Source organism: Mesorhizobium sp. M2A.F.Ca.ET.043.02.1.1 (assembly GCF_003952405.1).
Classification (GTDB): Bacteria; Pseudomonadota; Alphaproteobacteria; order Rhizobiales; family Rhizobiaceae; genus Mesorhizobium.
This window is the reverse complement of sequence record NZ_CP034445.1, coordinates 3,715,813-3,735,582: the sequence shown is the minus strand read 5'-3', so window position 1 is coordinate 3,735,582 and position 19,770 is coordinate 3,715,813. Positions and strand designations below refer to the sequence as shown.

The following is a 19,770-nucleotide window of genomic DNA, read 5'->3' as shown; positions in this document are numbered from 1 at the left end:
TGCTCAGTCCATCAGGCGGGCTGTTCCAGACACCCGGATCGAGCTGCCTGGCGTCGGCCGAATATCGGCATGGAGGCGCGAGCGCATGCCCATATCCTCGCCCTGGACGATATCGATGGCGCCGCCATGCGGCCAGCCGAGGTCGCGCAGATAGCCGGCAAAGGCAGCGGTGGCCGCCCCCGTCGCAGGATCCTCGTAGACACCGCCGGAAGCAAAAGGATTGCGCGTGTGGAAAATGCGCGGCGTCTCGGCATAAGCGAGCAGGATCGTGACCAGGCCTTCGCGCCGCATGAAGGACTGGCCTTGCTTCAGGTCATAAGCCATGGCGGCCAAGGTTTCGCGTGACTTCAGCGCCAGCACGAGGTGGTCGGCGCCGCCGTGGATCAGGGCTGGCGGAATGGCCGGATCGAGATCACCCGGCTGGTAGCCGAACAGCGCCAATGCCTCGCCGGCCAGTTCCGACGAAGCCGGCCCGCTGCGCGTCGGCGGCGACTGCAGCGCGGCGGCGACGTTGGCGCCGTTGCAAAAACCTTCGACGGTGATGTTCGCCTGATTGAGGATCAGCGCGAAGACCCCGTTGCCAAACTTCCTGACTAGCGCCGCGCCGAGCGCAATGGTGGCATGGCCGCAGAACGGCACTTCCGATTCCGGCGAAAAGTAGCGGACACGCCAGCTATCGCCCTCGGGCGCGGCGAAAGCGGTTTCGGAGAAGCCGATTTCGGCCGCGACGCGCTGCATGTCGGCCGTATCCGGCAAGGCCTCGCCGATCACCACGCCGGCGGGATTGCCACCGGTGTTGCCGTTCGAAAAGGCTGCTATGCGCAGAATGTCCATGTTTCTCGCCTCGTATTGGTCAGGCGCGCAGAAAACACGGTTCAAAGTCTGTTGGGAAACGAAGAAAGCGACGAGCAGCTGTGAGCGGCAGTCATAGCCGCGTATCTTTGCTGCCAACTCCTCGACACGGGGATTTAAGGCAGCAGGCAAGATTTACACCGTTCGAAATCAGCGCAAGTGCTGGGGATTAGGCCCCAAACTTCGTCATCCCAGGGCGAAGCAGGAGCGCAGCTCCGTCGCGGAGACCCTGGGATCCTGTGTGTTGGTTCTGGTGTATGGTTGAGGTGGGAAGGAGACCGAGTGGATCGTGGTCGTCCTTTCGGACAGGCCGTGGCATGGCCCGGTCCCTTCCCACCGGTGAACCATCAACCTGAACAGTTGCACGGGGCTGTTCGAAGCAGACCCCGCACCACAGGAAGAGGCGTGGACATGATAGCCCAGAACTATGTCGGCTGCGACATCTCCAAGCAGTGGCTCGACTTTTTTGATGAGACAAGCGGCCGTCTTCGGCGCATCGACAACCAGGCCGATGCGATCGCCGCCTATGTGGCAGGCCTTGATCCCAGTCGGGACTTCGTCGTCATGGAGGCGACAGGTGTCCATGACCGGCTGCTGCGCCATGCGCTGGCCAAGGCCGGCGTGCCGTTCTCGCGGCACAACCCGGCGCACACCCACCACTATTCGAAGTCGACGCGCCGGCGCGCCAAGACCGATCCTCTCGATGCCAGGATGCTGAGCGACTATGGCCGTCGCTATAACCCTGAGGCCGAGCCGGCGCCGAGCGAAGAAGTCGAGCGGCTTCAATCGCTTGCCGGCCACCGCGATCATTTGGTCGAGATGCGGGCAGCGCTGAAGAAGCACCTCGCCGAGGCTTTCGAGGAGGCCGTCATTGCCGATCTGGAAGAGACGATCGCCTTCCTCGACACGCGTATCAAGGCGTTCGAGAGCCAGATTGCCGAAGTCATTCGTCAAAACCAGGACACCGCTCGCGACCATGCGCTGATGGTCTCCGTGCCCGGTGTCTCCAATGTCGGCGCGCTCTCTTTGCTGGCGCTCCTGCCCGAGCTCGGCCAGCGCTCACCCAAGGCGATCGCCGCGCTCGCCGGCCTTGCCCCGTTCGACAACAAGAGCGGCAAGCTCAGCCGCAGGAGCCAGATCCAGGGCGGGCGATCACGCGTGCGTCGCGCCCTCTATATGGCTGCCCTCACCGCCATCAGAACCTGTGAGCGCTTCAAGACCTTCTATACCGCACTTGCTGCCCGCTCAGGGTCCAAGAAACTCGCCATCATCGCCGTCGCAAGGAAGCTCCTGGTCGTCCTCAACGCCATCATGCGCGACAAAACCGCATTCGCGTGAACACAGTTGCCATGCCGTGACCTTGATCGGGAGGTGCAGTGGCGCAGAATTCTGGATCGTTGCGACGCATCGAAGTCACGGAATGGATCCTCGGGTCTGCGCTGCGTCGCTACGCTCCTTGCTTCGCCCGTGGATGACGAAGTGACGGGCGTTCCTGGCCAATCGCCACGGCAAGGTCAGCCGGCCATCACCTTTTCGGCGCTGGCAGCGCCTGGCGCATCGGAGGCATGCGCGACCAGCGCCGTCATGATCTCGGCGGCGGCGAGCGCGGCAATCACCGGGGGCCGCTTATCCTTAACGGCATTGCCGCCGATCGGCGAGACAAGGCGGTCGAACTCGGCTTCGCTGCCATCGGCGGACTTCAGGAACCAGCTCCTGAAGGTGGCTTTCTTGGTCTTCGAACCGATCATGCCGACATAGGCGGTGTCGTCGCGCTTCAGCGCCTCGGCGACGATCAGGAAATCCAGGGCGTGATCGTGGGTCAGGATGGCGAAGGCTGAGCCGGCCGGCGCCTCGCGCACCACGGTTTCGGGCATCGGCGTCAGCCGGGTTTCCACCGTTTCCGGCATGCCTTCCAATGCCTCGGACCGGGTCTCGACGACGACGACGTGGATCGGCAGCAGCGCCAGCGACGCGGCAAGCGCCTGGCCGACATGGCCGCCGCCGAAGATATAGACATGCGGCAGATGCGCCTCTTCCGATTGAGCGTTGGCGATCAGTTGCTGCTCCAGCGAGCCGTCGACGAGGCGGATCAGCACCTCGACGCGGCCGCCGCAGCATTGGCCGATCTCCGGCCCGAGCGGGACGTCGAGCGTGGCGCAAACTTCATCGACCTCGATGCGGGCCTCTTTACCCTCCCCCTCGTGGGGAGGGTCGGAGAGCAGGCGGCGCGAAGCGGCGTTTGCTATCCGGGGTGGGGGCACGGAGACGCCGCGGCCCCCACCCCGGCCGACTTCGTCGTCCGACCCTCCCCACGAGGGGGAGGGTGAGGAGCGCAGAATCTGCCGCGCCTTGTCGATCGCCATATATTCGAGCTGGCCGCCGCCGATCGTGCCGAAAATGGCCGATGCCGAGACGAGCATGAAGGCGCCGGCCTCGCGCGGCGTCGAGCCCTTGGTGGCCGCGACCTCGACGAGCGCGACACGGCCGGTTTGGCCAAGGAACGCCTTCAGATCTTGCACTTTCGAGTTCATCGTCTGCATTTCCATCCCGGAAATATAGCGTTCTGCGCCTCGATTTGCACGTTCTAGGCGGATTCAGGCCGGCTGCGTGGCCTCCCGCTTCAGCCTCTCGATCACCATCAAGACACGCTCCGGTGTCGCCGGCGCGTCGAGGCGCGGACAGATCCTGTGATCCGCGACGCTCGCGACGGCGTCGGAAAGCGCATGCAGAACCGACATGCCGAGCGGGAAGGGCGGCTCGCCCACGGCCTTGGAGCGATGCACCGTCGGCTCGTTCGCTTCGGACCAGTCGGCCAACGTGACGTTGAAGATCTTCGGCCGGTCGGAGGCGAGCGGGATCTTGTAGGTCGACGGCGCATGGGTGCGCAGGCGCCCCTTGTCATCCCACCACAGTTCCTCGGTGGTCAGCCAGCCCATACCCTGGATGAAGCCGCCCTCGACCTGGCCGAGGTCGATGGCGCGGTTCAGCGAGCGGCCGGTCTCATGCAATATATCGGTGCGCTCGACCACATATTCGCCCGTCAGCGTGTCGACCGAGACCTCCGAGCAGGAGGCGCCATAGGCGAAGTAATAGAAGGGGCGGCCCTCGCCCTTGTCGCGGTTCCAATGGATCTTCGGCGTCTTGTAGAAGCCGGCCGCCGACAGCTGGATGCGGGCCATATAGGCCTGCTTGACCAGATCGCCGAAGGGTATCTCCTGATTGCCGATGCGGACGCGGTTGGGCAGGAACAGCACCTGGTCGCGCGGTACCTGGTACTTTTCCGAGGCGAAGTTGGTCAGCCGGTCCTTGATCTGGCGGGCGGCATTCTGCGCCGCCATGCCGTTGAGGTCGGAACCGGACGAGGCGGCGGTGGCCGAGGTGTTCGGCACCTTGCCGGTGGTCGTCGCGGTGATCTTCACCTGATCGAGGTCGATCTGGAACTCTTCCGCCACGACCTGCGCCACCTTGAGGTAGAGGCCCTGCCCCATCTCGGTGCCGCCATGGTTCAGATGCACCGAACCGTCGGTATAGACATGCACCAGCGCGCCGGCCTGGTTGTAATGCGTGGCGGTGAAGGAGATGCCGAACTTGACCGGCGTCAGCGCCAGTCCGCGCTTGATGAAGCGGCTGTTGGCGTTGAAAGCGCTGATCTCGCGCCGGCGCCGCGCATAGTTCGAGCTCGCCTCCAGCTCGGCGATGATGCGCTGGATGACATTGTCCTCGACCGTCTGGTGGTAGGGCGTGACGTTGCGATCGCTGGTCCCATAGAAATTCTTCTTGCGTATCTCGAGCGGGTCCTTGCCGAGCGCAAAGGCCACCTCGTCGATGACGCGCTCGGCGCCGACCATGCCTTGCGGGCCGCCGAAGCCGCGGAAGGCGGTGTTCGACACCGTGTTGGTGTAGAGCGGCGCCGACTGAGCGTGCACCGCCGGCCAGAAATAGGTGTTGTCGCAGTGGAACAGCGCGCGGTCGGTGACCGGGCCGGAGAGGTCCGAGGAGAAGCCGCAGCGCGCGGCGAACATGAAGTCGACGCCGAGGATGTTGCCATCGTCGTCGAAGCCAACCTCATAATCGATCAGGAAATCATGCCGCTTGCCGGTCGCGGTCATGTCGTCATCGCGGTCGGGCCGGATCTTGACCGCGCGATGATGGCGCTTGGCGGCGATCGCGGCGAGCACCGCGAACTGGTTGCCCTGCGTTTCCTTGCCGCCGAAGCCGCCGCCCATGCGGCGGATTTCCACCGTGATGGCGTTGCTCGGGATGCCCAGCGCATGGCTCACCATATGCTGGACTTCGCTCGGATGCTGGGTCGAGGAATAGATGGTGACGTCGTGGTCCTCGCCGGGCACGGCCATGGCGATATGGCCTTCGAGATAGAAATGTTCCTGGCCGCCGAGACGCATCTTGCCCTTGAGCCTGCGGGGCGCTGCCTTGATCGCCGCCGCCGCGTCGCCGCGCCTCAATGTGAGCGGCGGCGTGACAAGCTTGTCCTTGCGCGGGTCGAGCGCGCCGATGTCGGTGACGAAGGGCAGCTGCTCGTACTCGACCCTGACCAGCCTGGTGGCGCGGCGGGCCTGCTCGCGTGTCTCGGCGATGACGCAGAAGATCGGCTGGCCATAGAACTCGACCTTGCCGTCGGCGAGCACCGGCTCGTCATGACGGCCGGTGGGCGAAATGTCGTTCTCGCCCGGCACGTCCTTTGCCGTCAGCACATCGACGACGCCAGGCGCGGCGCGCACGGCCGAGAGGTTCATCTTCGTGATCGTCGCATGCGTCGCGGCGGACAGACCAAGGCAGCCATGCAGCGTGCCGGCCGGCTCCGGCATGTCATCGATATAGACGGCCGTGCCGCTGACATGCTTGTGCGCTGAATCATGGCGCTGGTCACTGGCGACGCCACCCGAGATCTTCTGGGCCTTGAGGTTGGGGACGTGCTTGGTCATTCAGCCTCCTTTCCTTCTCCCCGTTCACGGGGAGAAGGTGGCCCGAAGGGTCGGATGAGGGGCGGCGCTGACGTCGACGAGTTTGCAGAAAACGACCGGCGCCGGCGCCGCCCCTCATCTGCCTGCCGGCATCTTCTCCCCGTGAACGGGGAGAAGGACGGTACCCGCGACTGCTTGCACGCGTTGATTTGCATCAGGCAGCCTCGCTGCGCGAAACCTGGAGCGGCGCCTTGGTGCCGGTTGTCTCGACATAAAAGCGCAGCAGAAGGTTCTTCGCCGCCAGGGCCCGATATTCGGCGCTTGCCCGCATGTCGGTGAGTGGCGTGAAGTCACTGGCGTACTCGGCCATAGCAGCCTCCACAGTCGCTTCGCTCCAGACCTTCCCGATCAATGCATTCTCAACCGCCGCGGCGCGCTTCGGCGTCGCCGCCATGCCGCCATAGGCGATGCGGATGTCGGCCACCGTGCCGTCCTTGGCCAAGGTCAGATAGAAGGCGCCAAGCGTCGCGGTGATGTCCTCGTCGCGTCGCTTGGTGACTTTGTAGACGGCAAATTTTTCGCTGCCCGCCGGCACCGGCACATGCACCGCTTCGACGAATTCGCCTGGCTGCCGGTCCTGCTTGCCATAGGCGATGAAGAAGGTTTCGAGCGGGATCGTGCGGCGCTTCTTGCCCTTGCGCAGGGTAAGCTGCGCGCCGAGCGCGATCAGCGGCGGCGGCGTGTCGCCGATCGGCGAGCCGTTGGCAATGTTGCCGCCGATCGTGCCCATGTTGCGCACCTGTTCTCCGCCAATACGGTCGACCAGCGGTCCCAAAGCCGGGATGCGCTTCGACAGCGTCTCGAAGGCTTCGGTGTAGGTGACGCCCGCGCCGATGGTGATGACGCCGTCCTTCTCCGAGATGGCGCGCAGGCCGTCGAGACCGCCGATGAAGATCGCCGGCGAGATGTCGCGCATATGCTTGGTGACCCAGAGGCCGACATCGGTCGAGCCGGCGACGATGGCGGCGCCCGGCTCCTTTTCGAGCAGCCCTGCGAAATCGTCGACGCCGGCCGGCACGATCAGCCGCGCCTTGCCCGACCCGATCTCGACTCTCGCGCTATCGCGCAATGCCTTCAGCCGCGCGGTGATGTCGTTGCGCTCCACCGCCAGCGGATCCTTCGCCGCCTTGCCGTAGCTCGAAATGGCATGCGCGGCGCGCATGATCGCCTCATAGCCGGTGCAGCGGCAAAGATTGCCCTGCAGCGCCTTTTCGATCGCGGCGTTGGACGGATCGGGCGTCTTCATCCACAGCCCGTAGAGCGACATGACGAAGCCCGGCGTGCAGAAGCCGCATTGCGAGCCGTGGAAATCGACCATCGCCTGCTGCACGGGGTGCAACTTACCAGGCTCGCCGCGCAGATGCTCGACGGTGACGACATGGGTGCCGTCGAGCGAGCCCACGAAACGGATGCAGGCATTGACGCTTTCATAGACCAGGCCGTCGCCGGCAAGCTTGCCGACCAGCACCGTGCAGGCGCCGCAGTCGCCCTCGGCGCAACCTTCCTTGGTGCCGCGCAGCGAGCGGTTGAGCCGCAGCCAGTCGAGCAGCGTCGCATCGGGCGCGATGTCCTTCAGGGCCACGTCGCCGCCGTTCAGGATGAAACGTATCTCGTTGCGGATCTTGGTATCGGCCATGTCTCAACTCCCCCGATAGGTCGAGTAGCCATAGGGCGAAATCAAGAGCGGGACGTGATAGTGCCGCTCTTCCGCCATGCCGAAGCGGATCGGCACGATGTCGAGGAAAGCGGGCTCGGGCAGGTTGGTGCCCTGGCCGCGCAGATAGTCGCCGGCGGCGAAGACCAGCTCATATTGGCCGGTGCGGAAATCGGCGCCGGCGAGCAGCGGCGCCTCGCAGCGGCCGTCATCGTTGGTGGCGACGGTCTTGAGATGGGTGCGGCTCTGGCCCTCGATGCGGAAAAGCTCGATCGATAGGCCTTTTGCCGGCCGTCCGGTCGCGGTGTCCAGCACATGGGTGGTCAGGCGCCCGCCATCGGCTTTCGACGTTTCTGCCACTGGCGGCCTCCCGTCTCGATACAATCTCAGATCAATTGTGCGCCAATTAAAGGCGATGCATAAGCCCCGGTCGAGCGGAGTGGGGCAAAAAGCACTTTCAAAAATTTTCGGGGGAATGCATGCGCACTCCTTTCGATATCTTCATCGCAACCATCGGGCAGGAGCGACAATGCGTTACGATAGGGACATGCGCGGTTACGGGGCCAATCCGCCGGACCCGAAATGGCCTGGCGGCGCGCACGTCGCGGTTCAGTTCGTCGTCAACTACGAGGAAGGCGGCGAGAACTGCGTGCTGCACGGCGACAAGGCCTCGGAAGCCTTCCTGTCCGAGATCGTCGGCGCAGCGCCGTGGGTCGGCCAGCGCCACTGGAACATGGAGTCGATCTATGAATACGGCGCCCGCGCCGGCTTCTGGCGGCTCTACCGGCTGTTCACCGAAGCGCAGGCGCCGGTGACCTGCTACGGCGTCGCCACCGCGCTCGCACGCTCGCCCGATCAGGTCGTCGCAATGCAGGAAGCCGGCTGGGAGATCGCCTCGCACGGCCTGAAATGGATCGACTATCGCGACCATGCGGCCGAGGATGAGAAGCGCGACCTCGATGAGGCGATCCGGCTGCATTACGAGGTGACCGGCGCGCGGCCGACCGGCTGGTATACCGGGCGCACCTCGGTGAACACGGTGCGGCTCGTCGCCGAGGAAGGCGGCTTCGACTATGTCTCCGACACCTATGACGACGAGCTACCTTACTGGTTCGACCGCGACGGGCTGGAGACGCCGCAGCTTATCATCCCCTACACGCTCGACGCCAACGACATGCGCTTCGCGACGCCGCAAGGGTTCAACTCCGGCGACCAGTTCTTCGCCTATCTGAAGGACAGTTTCGACACGCTCTATGCCGAGGGCAAGGCAGGGCGGCCGCGCATGATGAATATCGGCCTGCACTGCCGGTTGGTCGGCCGCCCCGGTCGGGTAGCGGCGCTGAAGCGCTTCGTCGACTATGTGAAGTCGCATGACAAGGTCTGGCTGACCCGGCGCATCGACATCGCCAAACACTGGCGCGAGACGCATCCCTATCAGGCGCCGGCGCTGCGGCCGTCCAGGATGGAGTTCGAGGAATTCGTGCACGCCTTTGGCGGCGTGTTCGAGCATTCGCCCTGGATTGCCGAGCGCGCCTACGAACTGGAGCTTGGGCCGGCGCATGACAGCGCGGGCGGCCTGCACAATGCGCTCTGCCGGGTCTTCCGCGCGGCGAGCGAAGCCGAGCGGCTTTCCGTGCTCAACGCCCATCCGGACCTTGCGGGCAAGCTGGCGGCCGCCAAGCGGCTGACGCCAGAATCGGCCAAGGAGCAAGCCTCCGCCGGGCTCGACGCGCTGACCGACAAGGAGCGCGAGCTGTTCTCGAAACTCAACGCCGCCTATGTCACCACCTTCGGCTTTCCCTTCATCATCGCGGTCAAGGGCAAGTCCAAGGACGAAATCCTGGCGGAGTTCGAGGCGCGGATCGGCAACAGCCGCGGCACCGAGTTGGAAACCGCCTGCAAACAGGTCGAACGCATCGCGTTGCTTCGCCTGAAAGACATGCTCCCACTCTGATGTTTGTTTTTACGCAATTCCGGACGGAAGGCTTGGGCGAAGTCGCCGAATCCAACCCCTTCACACTGGAATTGCTCTGAGGGTCAGGACCCCATGGATATGATCAAGACTGCCGAGCGAACCTATTACGCGCCGCAGGGTGGCCATCCCGGCCAGAACGAGCTTTTGACCGGCCGCGCCGTCTTCACCGAAGCCTATGCGGTCATTCCCAAAGGCGTCATGCAGGACATCGTCACCAGTCCGCTGCCGTTCTGGGACAAGACCAGGGCCTGGATCATCGCAAGGCCGCTTTCGGGCTTCGCCGAGACTTTTTCGCAATATATCGTCGAGGTCCTGCCGGGCGGCGGCAGCGACCGGCCCGAACTCGACGCCGGCGCCGAGGGCGTGCTGTTCGTCGTCGAAGGCGAGATCACCGTTTCGCTGGCCGGCAACAAACACGTGCTTGCCTCCGGCGGCTTTGCCTTCCTGCCGCCGGCGAGTGGCTGGACGGTGCGCAACGAGACCGCCGCCGCCGCCCGCTTCCACTGGATCCGCAAGGCCTATGAGGCTGTCGACGGCCTGGACGTGCCGGAAGCCTTCTTCTCCAGTGACCAGGACGTCGCGCCGAGCCCGATGCCGGGCACGGAAGGGCGCTGGGCAACGACCCGCTTCGTCGATCCGGCCGATATGCGCCACGACATGCATGTCACCATCGTCACGCTGAAGCCCGGCGCGGTCATACCCTTCGCCGAGACTCATGTCATGGAGCACGGGCTCTATGTGCTCGAAGGCAAGGCTGTCTACCGGCTGAACCAGGACTGGGTCGAGGTCGAGGCCGGCGATTTCATGTGGCTGCGCGCCTTCTGCCCGCAGGCCTGCTATGCCGGCGGGCCGGGCAATTTCCGCTATCTGCTCTACAAGGACGTCAACCGGCACGCCAGGCTTGGCGGTTACCTTGGGGGCGGCTATCTTGGAGGCAAGGCGCGGTGAGCCGCATCGTCGCCCAGCCACTGACCCGCGAGAACTTTGCGCCGTTCGGCGACGTCATCGACATGGGCGGCGACAACCGCTACCCGATCAACGGCGGCAAGGCGATGCGCTATCACGACCTGGCCACGGCGGAAGCGGCCGGCCCGAACGCGCGGGTGCTGATCTCGATGGTGCGCGGGACGCCCTACGAGATGCCGCTGAAGCTCACCATGGTCGAGCGCCATCCGCTCGGCAGCCAGGCCTTCATCCCGCTGTCGCCGCGGCCCTTTCTGGTGGTCGTCTGCCATGACACCAAGGACGGCCCGGGTGAGCCGCACGCTTTCCTCGCCGGACCCGGACAGGGCATCAACTACCGCCGCAACCTGTGGCACGGCGTGCTGACGCCGATCGGCGAGGAACAGGATTTCCTGATCGTCGACCGCGGCGGCGACGGCTCCAATCTCGAGGAATTCTATTTCTCGCATCCTTACGAGATCCACCTTCCCTGAAAGCCTTCCCCATGACCGACATTTCGCTGATCGACCGCCTGCTCGACGTTATCGAGCACGACATTGTGCCGAAGACGACTCAAGGCGTCGCTCATGGCAATAAGCTGTTCGGCGCCGCGATCCTCAGGAAGGACGACCGCTCGCTGGTGCTGGCTGAGACCAACAATGAGATGGAAAATCCGCTGTGGCATGGCGAGGTGCATTGCCTGAAGCGTTTTTATGAAATGCCCAAGGCCGAGCGCGTTGACACCAAGGATGCGTTGTTTCTCGCCACGCACGAACCGTGCTCGCTGTGTTTGTCAGCGATCACCTGGACCGGCTTCGACAATTTCTACTATCTCTTCAGCCATGAGGATTCGCGCGACAGCTTTGCCATCCCGCATGATCTGAAAATCCTGAAAGAGGTCTTCACCCTCGACCCCGGCGGTTACAATGCCGAGAACGCTTATTGGAAAAGCTTCTCGATCCGCCGGCTGGTGCGGGCACTGCCGGAGGCCGAACGTGAGCGGCTGGAGGCGCGCATCGGCAGCATTTCGGAGCGCTATGACGAGCTGTCCGACGCTTACCAAGCGAGCAAGGCGGAGAACGACATTCCGCTGAACTGAATCGTTTCCACTGCACCTACCTTGAATTGCCACCTTTATGGTGGCATATTGAGTCATGGAGAAACGCAGGCCCACCTACGATCTTGAGGCGATCAAGACCACGTTCGGGTCTGTCGACACGTTGGCTATCACAACGTCAGCCCTGCGCGATGCGGTCGGCCTTGGTTTCGATCGCGCCGGCATTGTCGAGGTGATCGGTGGCATGACGCGGAAGATGTTCGTGAAATCGATGACGACCTTCGCCGATCACCGGGTCTGGCAGGATGTCTATCATGTGCCGGCGCGCGACATGCTTCTCTATGTGAAATTCCAGGCTGATGTCGTGACCGAATTCATGGTCATGGCATTCAAGGAGAAATGACATGGCGACAGAAACCAGTGAAACCATGATCTCTCCCGAAACCGGAGAGATCCTGACGCGCGGGGTACGTCCGTTCACCGTGACCTACAAAGGCGAGAGCATGGTTGTCGACCTGCCGGGCTACTATCCGGCTTCGGCTTCGGACGGAGACGGCGTGCATGTCGGGGAGGATATGGCTGCCGTTGATGCCGCCCTGCGCATTCTCAAGGAAAAGATCGACGGCGTGCCGGCGCCAGAAACCATCCGGCGCATGCGCGCAAAGCTCAAGCTGTCGCAGCGTGAGGCGGGTTCCCTGTTCAAAGTCGGCGAGAATGCCTTCGACAAATATGAGCGAGGTCTGATCGAGCCGAGCGGCCCGACCATTCAGCTGATGACGTTGCTCGAAAAACACCCCGAATTGCTCGACGAATTGCGCTAACGACCCAAGTCGCATTTTTTGATGCTCCAGTCGCGAATGGCGATTGAAAGTCGGCGCGCCCCGGAGCGTTATGCGCCCCATGAAAACCGTCACAGAATTCCCCCGCAAAGTCGTCGAATTTCCCGATATGGGCATCGTCATGCCGGATGGCTGCCGGCTGTCGGCGCGCATCTGGATGCCCGAGGATGCGGCTGACGATCCGGTGCCGGCGATCCTCGAGCACCTGCCCTACCGCAAGCGCGACGGCACCATTTTTCGCGACCAGCTCACCCATCCCTATTTTGCCGGCCACGGCTATGCCTCGATCCGCGTCGACATGCGCGGCAATGGCGATTCCGAAGGGCTGATGGACGACGAATATTCCGAGCAGGAACTGCAGGATGCCTGCGACGTCATCGCCTGGGCGGCGGCGCAGCCCTGGTGCAACGGCAATGCCGGCATGATGGGCATCTCCTGGGGCGGCTTCAACTGCCTGCAGGTGGCGGCGAAACAGCCGCCGGCGCTGAAGGCGGTGATCAGCCTGTGCTCGACCGTCGACCGCTATGCCGACGACATCCATTACAAGGGCGGCTGCCTGCTCTTGGAAAATTTCGGCTGGGCCTCGACGATGCTGTCCTATTCGTCACGGCCGCCGGATCCGGCGATTGCCGGCGGCAACCGCTGGCGCGACTTATGGCTCAGCCGGCTGGAGAACCAGCCCTTCCTTTTGCCGCTCTGGCTCAGTCACCAGCACCGCGACGCCTATTGGAAGCGCGGCTCGATCTGTGAGGATTTTTCGGCGGTCAAAGCGGCGGTGCTGTCGATCGGCGGCTGGCATGACGGCTACCGCAACACGATCTCCAATCTCGTCACCGGCATCCAGTCGCCGGTCAAAGGCATCGTCGGCCCCTGGATCCACAAATACCCGCATTACGCCGGACCCAATCCGGCGATCGGCTTCCTGCAGGAGGCGCTGCGCTGGTGGGACCGCTGGCTGAAGCGTGCTGCGACCGGCGTCGAGGCCGATCCGGCCTACCGCGCCTATGTGATGGACAGCGTGCGGCCGGCGCGCTGGCACCCGGAACGGCCGGGCCGCTGGGTGGCGGAGCAGGAATGGCCGTCCTCAAACATCAAGGTCGAGGCGATCGAGCTTATCGCCAATGGCGGCAAACCCCTGATCGTCGCTTCGCCGCAGACCTGCGGCCTCGCCGGCGGCGAGTATTTTCCCTTCACCTTCGGGCCGGAATTGCCCGGCGACCAACGCCCCGACGACGCGCTGTCGGTCTGCTTCGACCAGCCCGAGCTCGGTGAGGCGATCGACATCGTCGGCGCGCCGGAGCTCGCGGTCCGAGTTGCCTCCGATCGGCCGCAGGCCAACATCGCGGTGCGTCTCTGCGATGTGCACCCGGACGGCGCCTCGGAACTGATCTCCTATGGCTTGCTCAATTTGACCCACCGCGACTCGCATGAGTTCCCGCAGGCGCTGGTGCCAGGGCAGACCTTTTCGGCGCGCGTCGTGCTCGACCAATGCGCCTACCGCGTGCCGGCCGGCCACAAATTGCGCGTCGCCGTTTCGACCGCCTACTGGCCGATGATCTGGCCCTCGCCGGAACCGGTGCAACTCGATCTTGCGAAGGCCACGCTGAAGCTGCCGCTGCGGCCGCTGGCGAAAGGCAATGAGGTTTCGTTCCCTGAGCCGGAAGGCGCGACGCCCTGGGCGACCGAGACGATCAGGCCGACGAGTTCCGAACGCCATATCGACCGCGACGAGAAGACCGGCACGGTCACGCTTTCCATCACCGACGATTTCGGCGCGGTGCGCGATCTCGACCACGGGCTGGTCAATGGCAGCATCGTACGCGAGACATGGGCGATCCATCCCGACGATCCGCTGTCGGCCACCGGAGCCACGCATTGGACGCAGACATTGTCGCGCGATGAATGGTCGGTGCGGACCGAAACCTTTGCCGACATGCGATCGGGCGCAGAGAGCTTCATCGTCAGCGCCAGAATCGAAGCCTATGAGGGCGAAAAGCTGATCTTCGAACGCGATTTCGAGCAGACGATTCCCCGCTCCCTGGTTTGAGCGGAGGCAAGATTGGTCCAAACGCGACATGCGATTTACGCCACCGCATGTCGCATTCGGTCTTGCCTGCCGCTTTCCCTTACGGTCATTATCTCCTCCAATAGAAGAAACGACCATAAGGTCGCATACCCAGAGTGAGGAACCATAATGTCCAACGAACTCGACTATCTCAGCCGGCGAGTCGCGGCCGGGAAACTTAGCCGTCGCGACTTTCTCGGTCGCGCCGCCGCGCTTGGCGTCACCGCCACTTTCGCCAACTCGCTGCTCTCCAGCGCCGTGCGCGCTGCCGGCCCGGTCAAGGGCGGCACGCTGAAGGCCGGCCTGCAGGGCGGTGAATCCACCAACAGCCTCGATCCCGCTACTTTCCTCAGCCAGGTTCCGTTCGCCTTCGGCAAGTGCTGGGGCGAAACGCTGGTCGAGCTCGCGCCGGGCGGCGGCGTCGAATATCTCATCGCCGAGGAGATCGGCAGCTCGAAGGATGCCAAGACCTGGACGATGAAGATCCGCAAGGGCGTCCAGTTCCACAACGGCAAGGAAGTGACGCCGGACGACGTCGTGGCGACGCTGAAGCGTCACAGCGACGAAAAATCCAAGTCGGGCGCGCTGGGTGTCCTGAAAAGCATCGACACCATCAAGGCCGATGGCGGCAATGTCGTGGTCACGCTGAAGGACCCGAACGCCGACCTGCCCTATTTGATGGCGGACTATCACCTGATCATCCAGCCGAATGGCGGCAACGATAAGCCTGATGCCGGCATCGGCACCGGCCCGTACAAGGTCACCGTCAACCAGCCCGGCGTGAAGCATGGCGGAGAGCGCTTCGCCAATTACTGGCAGGCCGACAAATACGGCCATGCCGACCAGGTCGAGATCATCGTCGTCAACGACCCGACGGCCCGCATGGCTGCGCTGCAGGGCGGCCAGGTCAACATGATCAACCGCGTCGAACCGAAGATCGTCGACCTGGTCAAGCGGCTGCCCGGCGTCACCATCCGCGCCGCCTCAGGCCGCGGCTTCTATCCGTTCAACATGTTCTGCGACACCGCGCCCTTCGACAACAACGACCTTCGCATGGCGCTGAAGCTTGCCATGGACCGCGAGGAGATGCTGACCAAGATCCTGCGCGGCTACGGCGAGGTCGGCAACGACATGCCGGTCAACAAGGCCTATCCGCTGTTCGCAGAGGATTTCGAACAGCGCAAGTTCGAGCCGGAAAAAGCCGCCGCGCTCTACAAGAAGTCCGGCCATAGCGGCTCGATCCTGCTGCGCACGTCCGACGTCGCCTTCCCTGGCGCCGTTGACGCCGCCCAGCTTTACCAGCAGAGCTGCGCCAAGGCGGGCATCAAGATCGAGATCAAGCGCGAGCCGGGCGACGGCTACTGGACGGAAGTCTGGAACAAGCAGCCCTTCTCGCTCTCCTACTGGGGCGGGCGTCCGACGCAGGACCAGATGTATTCGACCGCCTATCTCTCGACTGCCGACTGGAACGACACCCGTTTCAAGCGGCCGGATTTCGACAAGATGGTGCTTGCGGCGCGCGGCGAGCTCGACGAAGCCAAGCGCAAGAAGATCTACCGCGACATGGGCGAGATCATGCGCGACGAAGGCGGCCTGATCGTGCCGTTCTTCAACCAGTTCGTCGACGCCACCGGCAAGGGCGTCGAAGGCTGGGTCGACAACCCGGCGCAGGAACTCAGCAACGGCCACGCGCTGATCGAGTGCTGGCTGCAGGCTTGACGAAGGATAGGAAGGGCCGGCGCGAGCCGGCCCTTCCGGCTTTCATGGCCTGCCTGAAAGGCGGGCACCGTCCCTTCTTCACCGTTGCAGGTAGCCGATGTCGTCTCCGATCCTGAGATTGGTCGCTCAGCGCATCTTGCTGGGCCTGGTTCTTCTATTCGCCGTTTCGGTGCTGATCTTCGCCGGCACGCAGATCCTGCCGGGTGATGTCGCCCAGGCGATCCTCGGCCAGTCGGCGACGCCGGAGGCGTTGGCAAACCTGCGCGAGCAGCTCGGGCTCAACGACCCGGCATGGCTGCGCTACGTGCACTGGCTGTGGGGCATCCTGCATGGCGATTTCGGCACGGCGCAGTCGAGCGGGCTCGACATTGCAAGCTCGATCGGCACCCGGCTGAAGAACACGCTTTTCCTGGCCGCGTGCGCGGCGATCGTCGCTGTGCCGCTGGCGGTCATCCTTGGGCTGATTGCAGTGCGCTACCGCAACGGCTTCGTCGACAAGCTGATCTCCGGCCTGGCCCTGGCCTCGACATCGTTCCCGGAATTCTTCATCGGCTATGTGCTGATCTTCGTGTTTGCGGTGCACTGGCAGATATTCCCGAGCATCTCGACGGTCGACGACTCCACGCCGTTCCTCGAAAGGCTGCAGGCCGTGGTGCTGCCGGCCACGGCGCTCACCCTGGTGGTGCTTGCCCATATGATGCGCATGACGCGCGCGGCGATCCTCAATGTCATGCAGTCGGCCTATATCGAGACGGCCGAGCTCAAGGGGCTGAAACCCTTCGACATCATCCGCAAGCATGCTTTCCCGAACGCGATCGCGCCGGTCGTCAACGTCGTCATGCTCAACCTCGCCTATCTCATCGTCGGCGTCGTCGTGGTGGAGGTGATCTTCGTCTATCCGGGCATGGGACAATATCTGGTCGACCATGTCGCCAAACGCGACGTGCCGGTGGTGCAGGCGGTCGGCCTGATCTTCGCCGCGGTCTACATCACGCTCAACATCGTCGCGGATATCGCCGCCATCGTGGCCAATCCGCGGCTCAGGCATCCGAAGTGACGAGAGCATCCGAAATGACGGGCCGGATGCAGGACGACCAGAGGGGGAACTGAAGCGAATGGCGCTACGACAAATTCCGTTCACCGCCTGGATCGGACTGATCCTGACCGGCTTCTTTGCGTTCTGCGCCATCTTCGCGCCCTGGGTCGCCCCGCACGGCAATGGCGAGATCGTCGGCGACGTGTGGGAGCCGATGTCGGCGGCGCATTGGCTGGGCACCGACAATCTCGGCCGCGACCTGATCTCGCGCATGATCTATGGCGCGCGCATCACCATGGAGATCGCGGTGGCGGCGACGGCGCTGTCCTTCTCGCTGGGCTCGATCCTCGGCTTCACGGCGGCGGTGTTCGGCGGCTGGTTCGACACGCTGCTGTCGCGCTTCGTCGACCTGCTGATGTCGATCCCGACACTGATCTTCGGCCTCGTCGTGCTGTCGGTGCTGCCGACCAACACGCTGACGCTGATCCTGGTCATGGGCATCCTCGATTCCACCCGCGTCTACCGCCTGTCGCGCGCCGTTGCCGTCGACATCAACGTCATGGACTTCGTCGAGGCGGCGAAGCTGCGCGGCGAAGGCAAGGCCTGGATCATCTTCCGCGAGATCCTGCCCAATGCGCTGTCGCCGCTGGTGGCGGAGCTCGGCGTGCGCTTCATCTTCGCGGTGCTGTTCCTGTCAGCGCTCTCCTTCCTCGGCCTCGGCGTGCAGCCGCCGGATTCGGACTGGGGCGGCATGGTCAAGGAAAACAAGGACGGCATCGTCTTCGGCATTCCGGCGGCGCTGATCCCGGCGGCCGCGATCGCGGTGCTGGCGATCTCGGTCAACCTCGTCGCCGACTGGGTGCTCAACCGCACGACGAGCCTGAAGGGAGGGCGCGGCTGATGGCCGACACAAAGGCAAATTCAGGCAAGCTCCTCGATATCCGCAACCTGCGCATCGAGGCGACCGTCTACCCGCCTGGCGAAGCGCCGAAGACGATCACGCTGGTCCACGACGTCTCGCTGACCTTGGAAAAGGGCAAGGTGCTCGGCCTGATCGGCGAATCCGGCGCCGGCAAATCGACCATCGGCCTGTCGTCCATGGCCTATGGCCGTGGCGGCGTGCGCATCACCGGCGGCGAGGTGATCCTTAACGGCCGCGACATCCTGAAAGCCGGCCCCAAGGGCGTGCGGGCGCTGCGCGGACGCGAAGTCTGCTATGTCGCGCAATCGGCGGCCGCCGCCTTCAATCCGGCCCATAAGCTGATCGACCAGGTGGTCGAGGCGGCCATGCTGCATGGCACCGCGACGCGCGCCGAAGCCGAGAAGCGGGCCGTCGCGCTGTTCAAGAAGCTCAGCCTGCCCAATCCCGAAACGATCGGCGAGCGCTACCCGCACCAGGTCTCCGGCGGCCAGCTGCAGCGCGTGATGACGGCGATGGCGCTCTGCTCGGAGCCGGACCTCATCGTCTTCGACGAGCCGACCACGGCGCTCGACGTGACGACACAGATCGACGTGCTGGCGGCGATCAAGGACGCCATCCGCGACACGCATGTGGCGGCCCTCTACATCACGCACGACCTTGCCGTCGTCGCCCAGGTGTCGGACGAGATCATGGTGCTACGCCATGGCCGGCTGGTGGAGTGGGGCGGCACGCGGCAGATCATCAAGGAGCCGCGCCAGGAATACACCAACGCGCTGGTCTCTGTGCATGAGATCGAGCACAAGGAACAGCCGCCCGGCACAACGCCCTTCCTGTCGGTGAAGAATGTCACCGCCGCCTATGGCGGCGGCCATGTCAAGGTGCTGAAGAACGTCTCGGTCGACATTTATCCGGGACAGACGCTGGCGGTGGTCGGCGAGAGCGGCTCCGGCAAGTCGACGCTGGCGCGCGCGATCACAGGCCTGTTGCCGCCCGAGGAGGGCACCGTCACCTTCGACGGCAGGCCACTCGCCAACAGGCTGGCCGACCGGCCGAAGGAGGACCTGCGGCAGCTGCAGATGATCTACCAGATGGCCGACGTGGCGATGAACCCTCGCCAGACGGTAGGCACCATCATCGGCCGGCCGCTGGAGTTCTATTTCGGCATGAAGGGCCGCGAGCGCGACAAGCGCGTCGCCGAGCTGCTCGACGAGATCGAGATGGGCAAGGGTTTCGTCGACCGCTACCCGGCCGAGCTTTCCGGCGGCCAGAAGCAGCGTGTCTGCATCGCGCGCTCGCTCGCCGCCAAGCCGAAGCTGATCATCTGCGACGAGGTGACATCGGCGCTCGACCCGCTGGTCGCCAACGGCATCCTGAAACTGCTGCTCAACCTGCAGCAGCACGAAAAGGTCGCGTATCTCTTCATCACCCATGACCTGGCGACGGTGAAGTCGATCGCCGATTCGATCGCTGTCATGTATCGCGGCGAGGTGGTGCGCTACGGCTCCAAGAGCAAGGTGCTGACGCCGCCTTTCGACGCCTATACGGACCTGCTGCTCTCCTCCGTGCCGGAGATGGAGATCGGCTGGCTGGAGAAGGCGATCAAGGGCCGGCGCATGGAAAGCGCTGGAAATTAGCCTGCCAAAAGTCGACCCAAGCACTTTTGTCATGCGGCCGCAACAGGGAAGGGGAAAGATCGCCGCGGGCGGATAGAACCCGCACCGGAATCA

The 19,770-nt window shown here is 64.1% G+C and carries 17 protein-coding genes; 12 read left to right on the top strand and 5 right to left on the bottom strand.

The window, feature by feature from the left end; translation table 11 throughout:
- Nucleotides 1-3: 3 nt before the first annotated feature.
- On the bottom strand, nucleotides 4-834 hold the full coding sequence (locus EJ068_RS17925; protein ID WP_127253790.1) for a PhzF family phenazine biosynthesis protein: 831 nt from the start codon (nucleotides 832-834) through the stop codon (nucleotides 4-6).
- A 429-nt stretch (nucleotides 835-1,263) separates the two neighbouring features.
- Between EJ068_RS17925 and EJ068_RS17920 the strand changes: the two genes are divergently transcribed.
- A complete protein-coding gene (locus EJ068_RS17920; protein ID WP_129554534.1) occupies nucleotides 1,264-2,190 on the top strand; it encodes an IS110 family transposase in 927 nt (308 codons plus the stop codon).
- 176 nt (nucleotides 2,191-2,366) lie between these two features.
- Here the strand turns inward: EJ068_RS17920 and xdhC are convergent, their stop codons facing one another.
- The 4 genes from xdhC to uraH form a co-directional block, all read right to left on the bottom strand.
- On the bottom strand, nucleotides 2,367-3,383 hold the full coding sequence (xdhC, locus tag EJ068_RS17915; RefSeq protein WP_129554680.1) for a xanthine dehydrogenase accessory protein XdhC: 1,017 nt from the start codon (nucleotides 3,381-3,383) through the stop codon (nucleotides 2,367-2,369).
- Between the two features lie 63 nt (nucleotides 3,384-3,446).
- A complete protein-coding gene (xdhB, locus tag EJ068_RS17910) occupies nucleotides 3,447-5,795 on the bottom strand; it encodes a xanthine dehydrogenase molybdopterin binding subunit (protein WP_127252094.1) in 2,349 nt (782 codons plus the stop codon).
- A 193-nt stretch (nucleotides 5,796-5,988) separates the two neighbouring features.
- On the bottom strand, nucleotides 5,989-7,470 hold the full coding sequence (xdhA, locus tag EJ068_RS17905) for a xanthine dehydrogenase small subunit (protein WP_127252093.1): 1,482 nt from the start codon (nucleotides 7,468-7,470) through the stop codon (nucleotides 5,989-5,991).
- Between the two features lie 3 nt (nucleotides 7,471-7,473).
- Nucleotides 7,474-7,848 (bottom strand): hydroxyisourate hydrolase, encoded by a 375-nt coding sequence (gene uraH, locus EJ068_RS17900; protein ID WP_127252092.1) that lies wholly within the window; start codon nucleotides 7,846-7,848, stop codon nucleotides 7,474-7,476.
- Nucleotides 7,849-8,017: 169 nt separating this feature from the next.
- On the opposite strand from uraH, the gene puuE reads away from it, so the two are divergent.
- The 11 genes from puuE to EJ068_RS17845 all read left to right on the top strand — a co-directional run bounded on the left by puuE (nucleotide 8,018) and on the right by EJ068_RS17845 (nucleotide 19,677).
- Nucleotides 8,018-9,442, top strand: a complete 1,425-nt coding sequence (puuE, locus tag EJ068_RS17895) for an allantoinase PuuE (protein WP_127252091.1) — start codon at nucleotides 8,018-8,020, stop codon at nucleotides 9,440-9,442.
- Nucleotides 9,443-9,535: 93 nt separating this feature from the next.
- The gene (locus EJ068_RS17890) at nucleotides 9,536-10,411 is read left to right on the top strand and encodes a bifunctional allantoicase/(S)-ureidoglycine aminohydrolase (protein WP_127252090.1); all 876 of its coding nucleotides are present in this window, start codon (nucleotides 9,536-9,538) and stop codon (nucleotides 10,409-10,411) included.
- Complete coding sequence (locus EJ068_RS17885) at nucleotides 10,408-10,899, top strand: ureidoglycolate lyase (protein WP_127252089.1); 492 nt, start codon at nucleotides 10,408-10,410, stop codon at nucleotides 10,897-10,899. The genes EJ068_RS17890 and EJ068_RS17885 overlap by 4 nt, the downstream gene beginning before the upstream one ends.
- A gap of 11 nt (nucleotides 10,900-10,910) precedes the next feature.
- Nucleotides 10,911-11,504, top strand: coding sequence for a nucleoside deaminase (locus EJ068_RS17880; protein WP_127252088.1), 594 nt, complete (start codon nucleotides 10,911-10,913; stop codon nucleotides 11,502-11,504).
- Nucleotides 11,505-11,559: 55 nt separating this feature from the next.
- The gene (locus EJ068_RS17875; protein WP_127252087.1) at nucleotides 11,560-11,865 is read left to right on the top strand and encodes a type II toxin-antitoxin system MqsR family toxin; all 306 of its coding nucleotides are present in this window, start codon (nucleotides 11,560-11,562) and stop codon (nucleotides 11,863-11,865) included.
- Nucleotide 11,866: 1 nt separating this feature from the next.
- Nucleotides 11,867-12,283, top strand: coding sequence for a type II toxin-antitoxin system MqsA family antitoxin (locus EJ068_RS17870; protein WP_127252086.1), 417 nt, complete (start codon nucleotides 11,867-11,869; stop codon nucleotides 12,281-12,283).
- 79 nt (nucleotides 12,284-12,362) lie between these two features.
- Nucleotides 12,363-14,348 (top strand): CocE/NonD family hydrolase, encoded by a 1,986-nt coding sequence (locus tag EJ068_RS17865; protein ID WP_129554679.1) that lies wholly within the window; start codon nucleotides 12,363-12,365, stop codon nucleotides 14,346-14,348.
- Nucleotides 14,349-14,495: 147 nt separating this feature from the next.
- The gene (locus tag EJ068_RS17860) at nucleotides 14,496-16,085 is read left to right on the top strand and encodes an ABC transporter substrate-binding protein (RefSeq protein ID WP_127252084.1); all 1,590 of its coding nucleotides are present in this window, start codon (nucleotides 14,496-14,498) and stop codon (nucleotides 16,083-16,085) included.
- 97 nt (nucleotides 16,086-16,182) lie between these two features.
- Complete coding sequence (locus tag EJ068_RS17855; RefSeq protein ID WP_042645241.1) at nucleotides 16,183-17,142, top strand: ABC transporter permease; 960 nt, start codon at nucleotides 16,183-16,185, stop codon at nucleotides 17,140-17,142.
- A 58-nt stretch (nucleotides 17,143-17,200) separates the two neighbouring features.
- Nucleotides 17,201-18,022 (top strand): ABC transporter permease, encoded by an 822-nt coding sequence (locus EJ068_RS17850; RefSeq protein WP_042645242.1) that lies wholly within the window; start codon nucleotides 17,201-17,203, stop codon nucleotides 18,020-18,022.
- The gene (locus EJ068_RS17845) at nucleotides 18,022-19,677 is read left to right on the top strand and encodes an ABC transporter ATP-binding protein (RefSeq protein ID WP_126079912.1); all 1,656 of its coding nucleotides are present in this window, start codon (nucleotides 18,022-18,024) and stop codon (nucleotides 19,675-19,677) included. Before EJ068_RS17850 ends, EJ068_RS17845 begins: the two co-directional genes overlap by 1 nt.
- Nucleotides 19,678-19,770 lie beyond the last annotated feature (93 nt).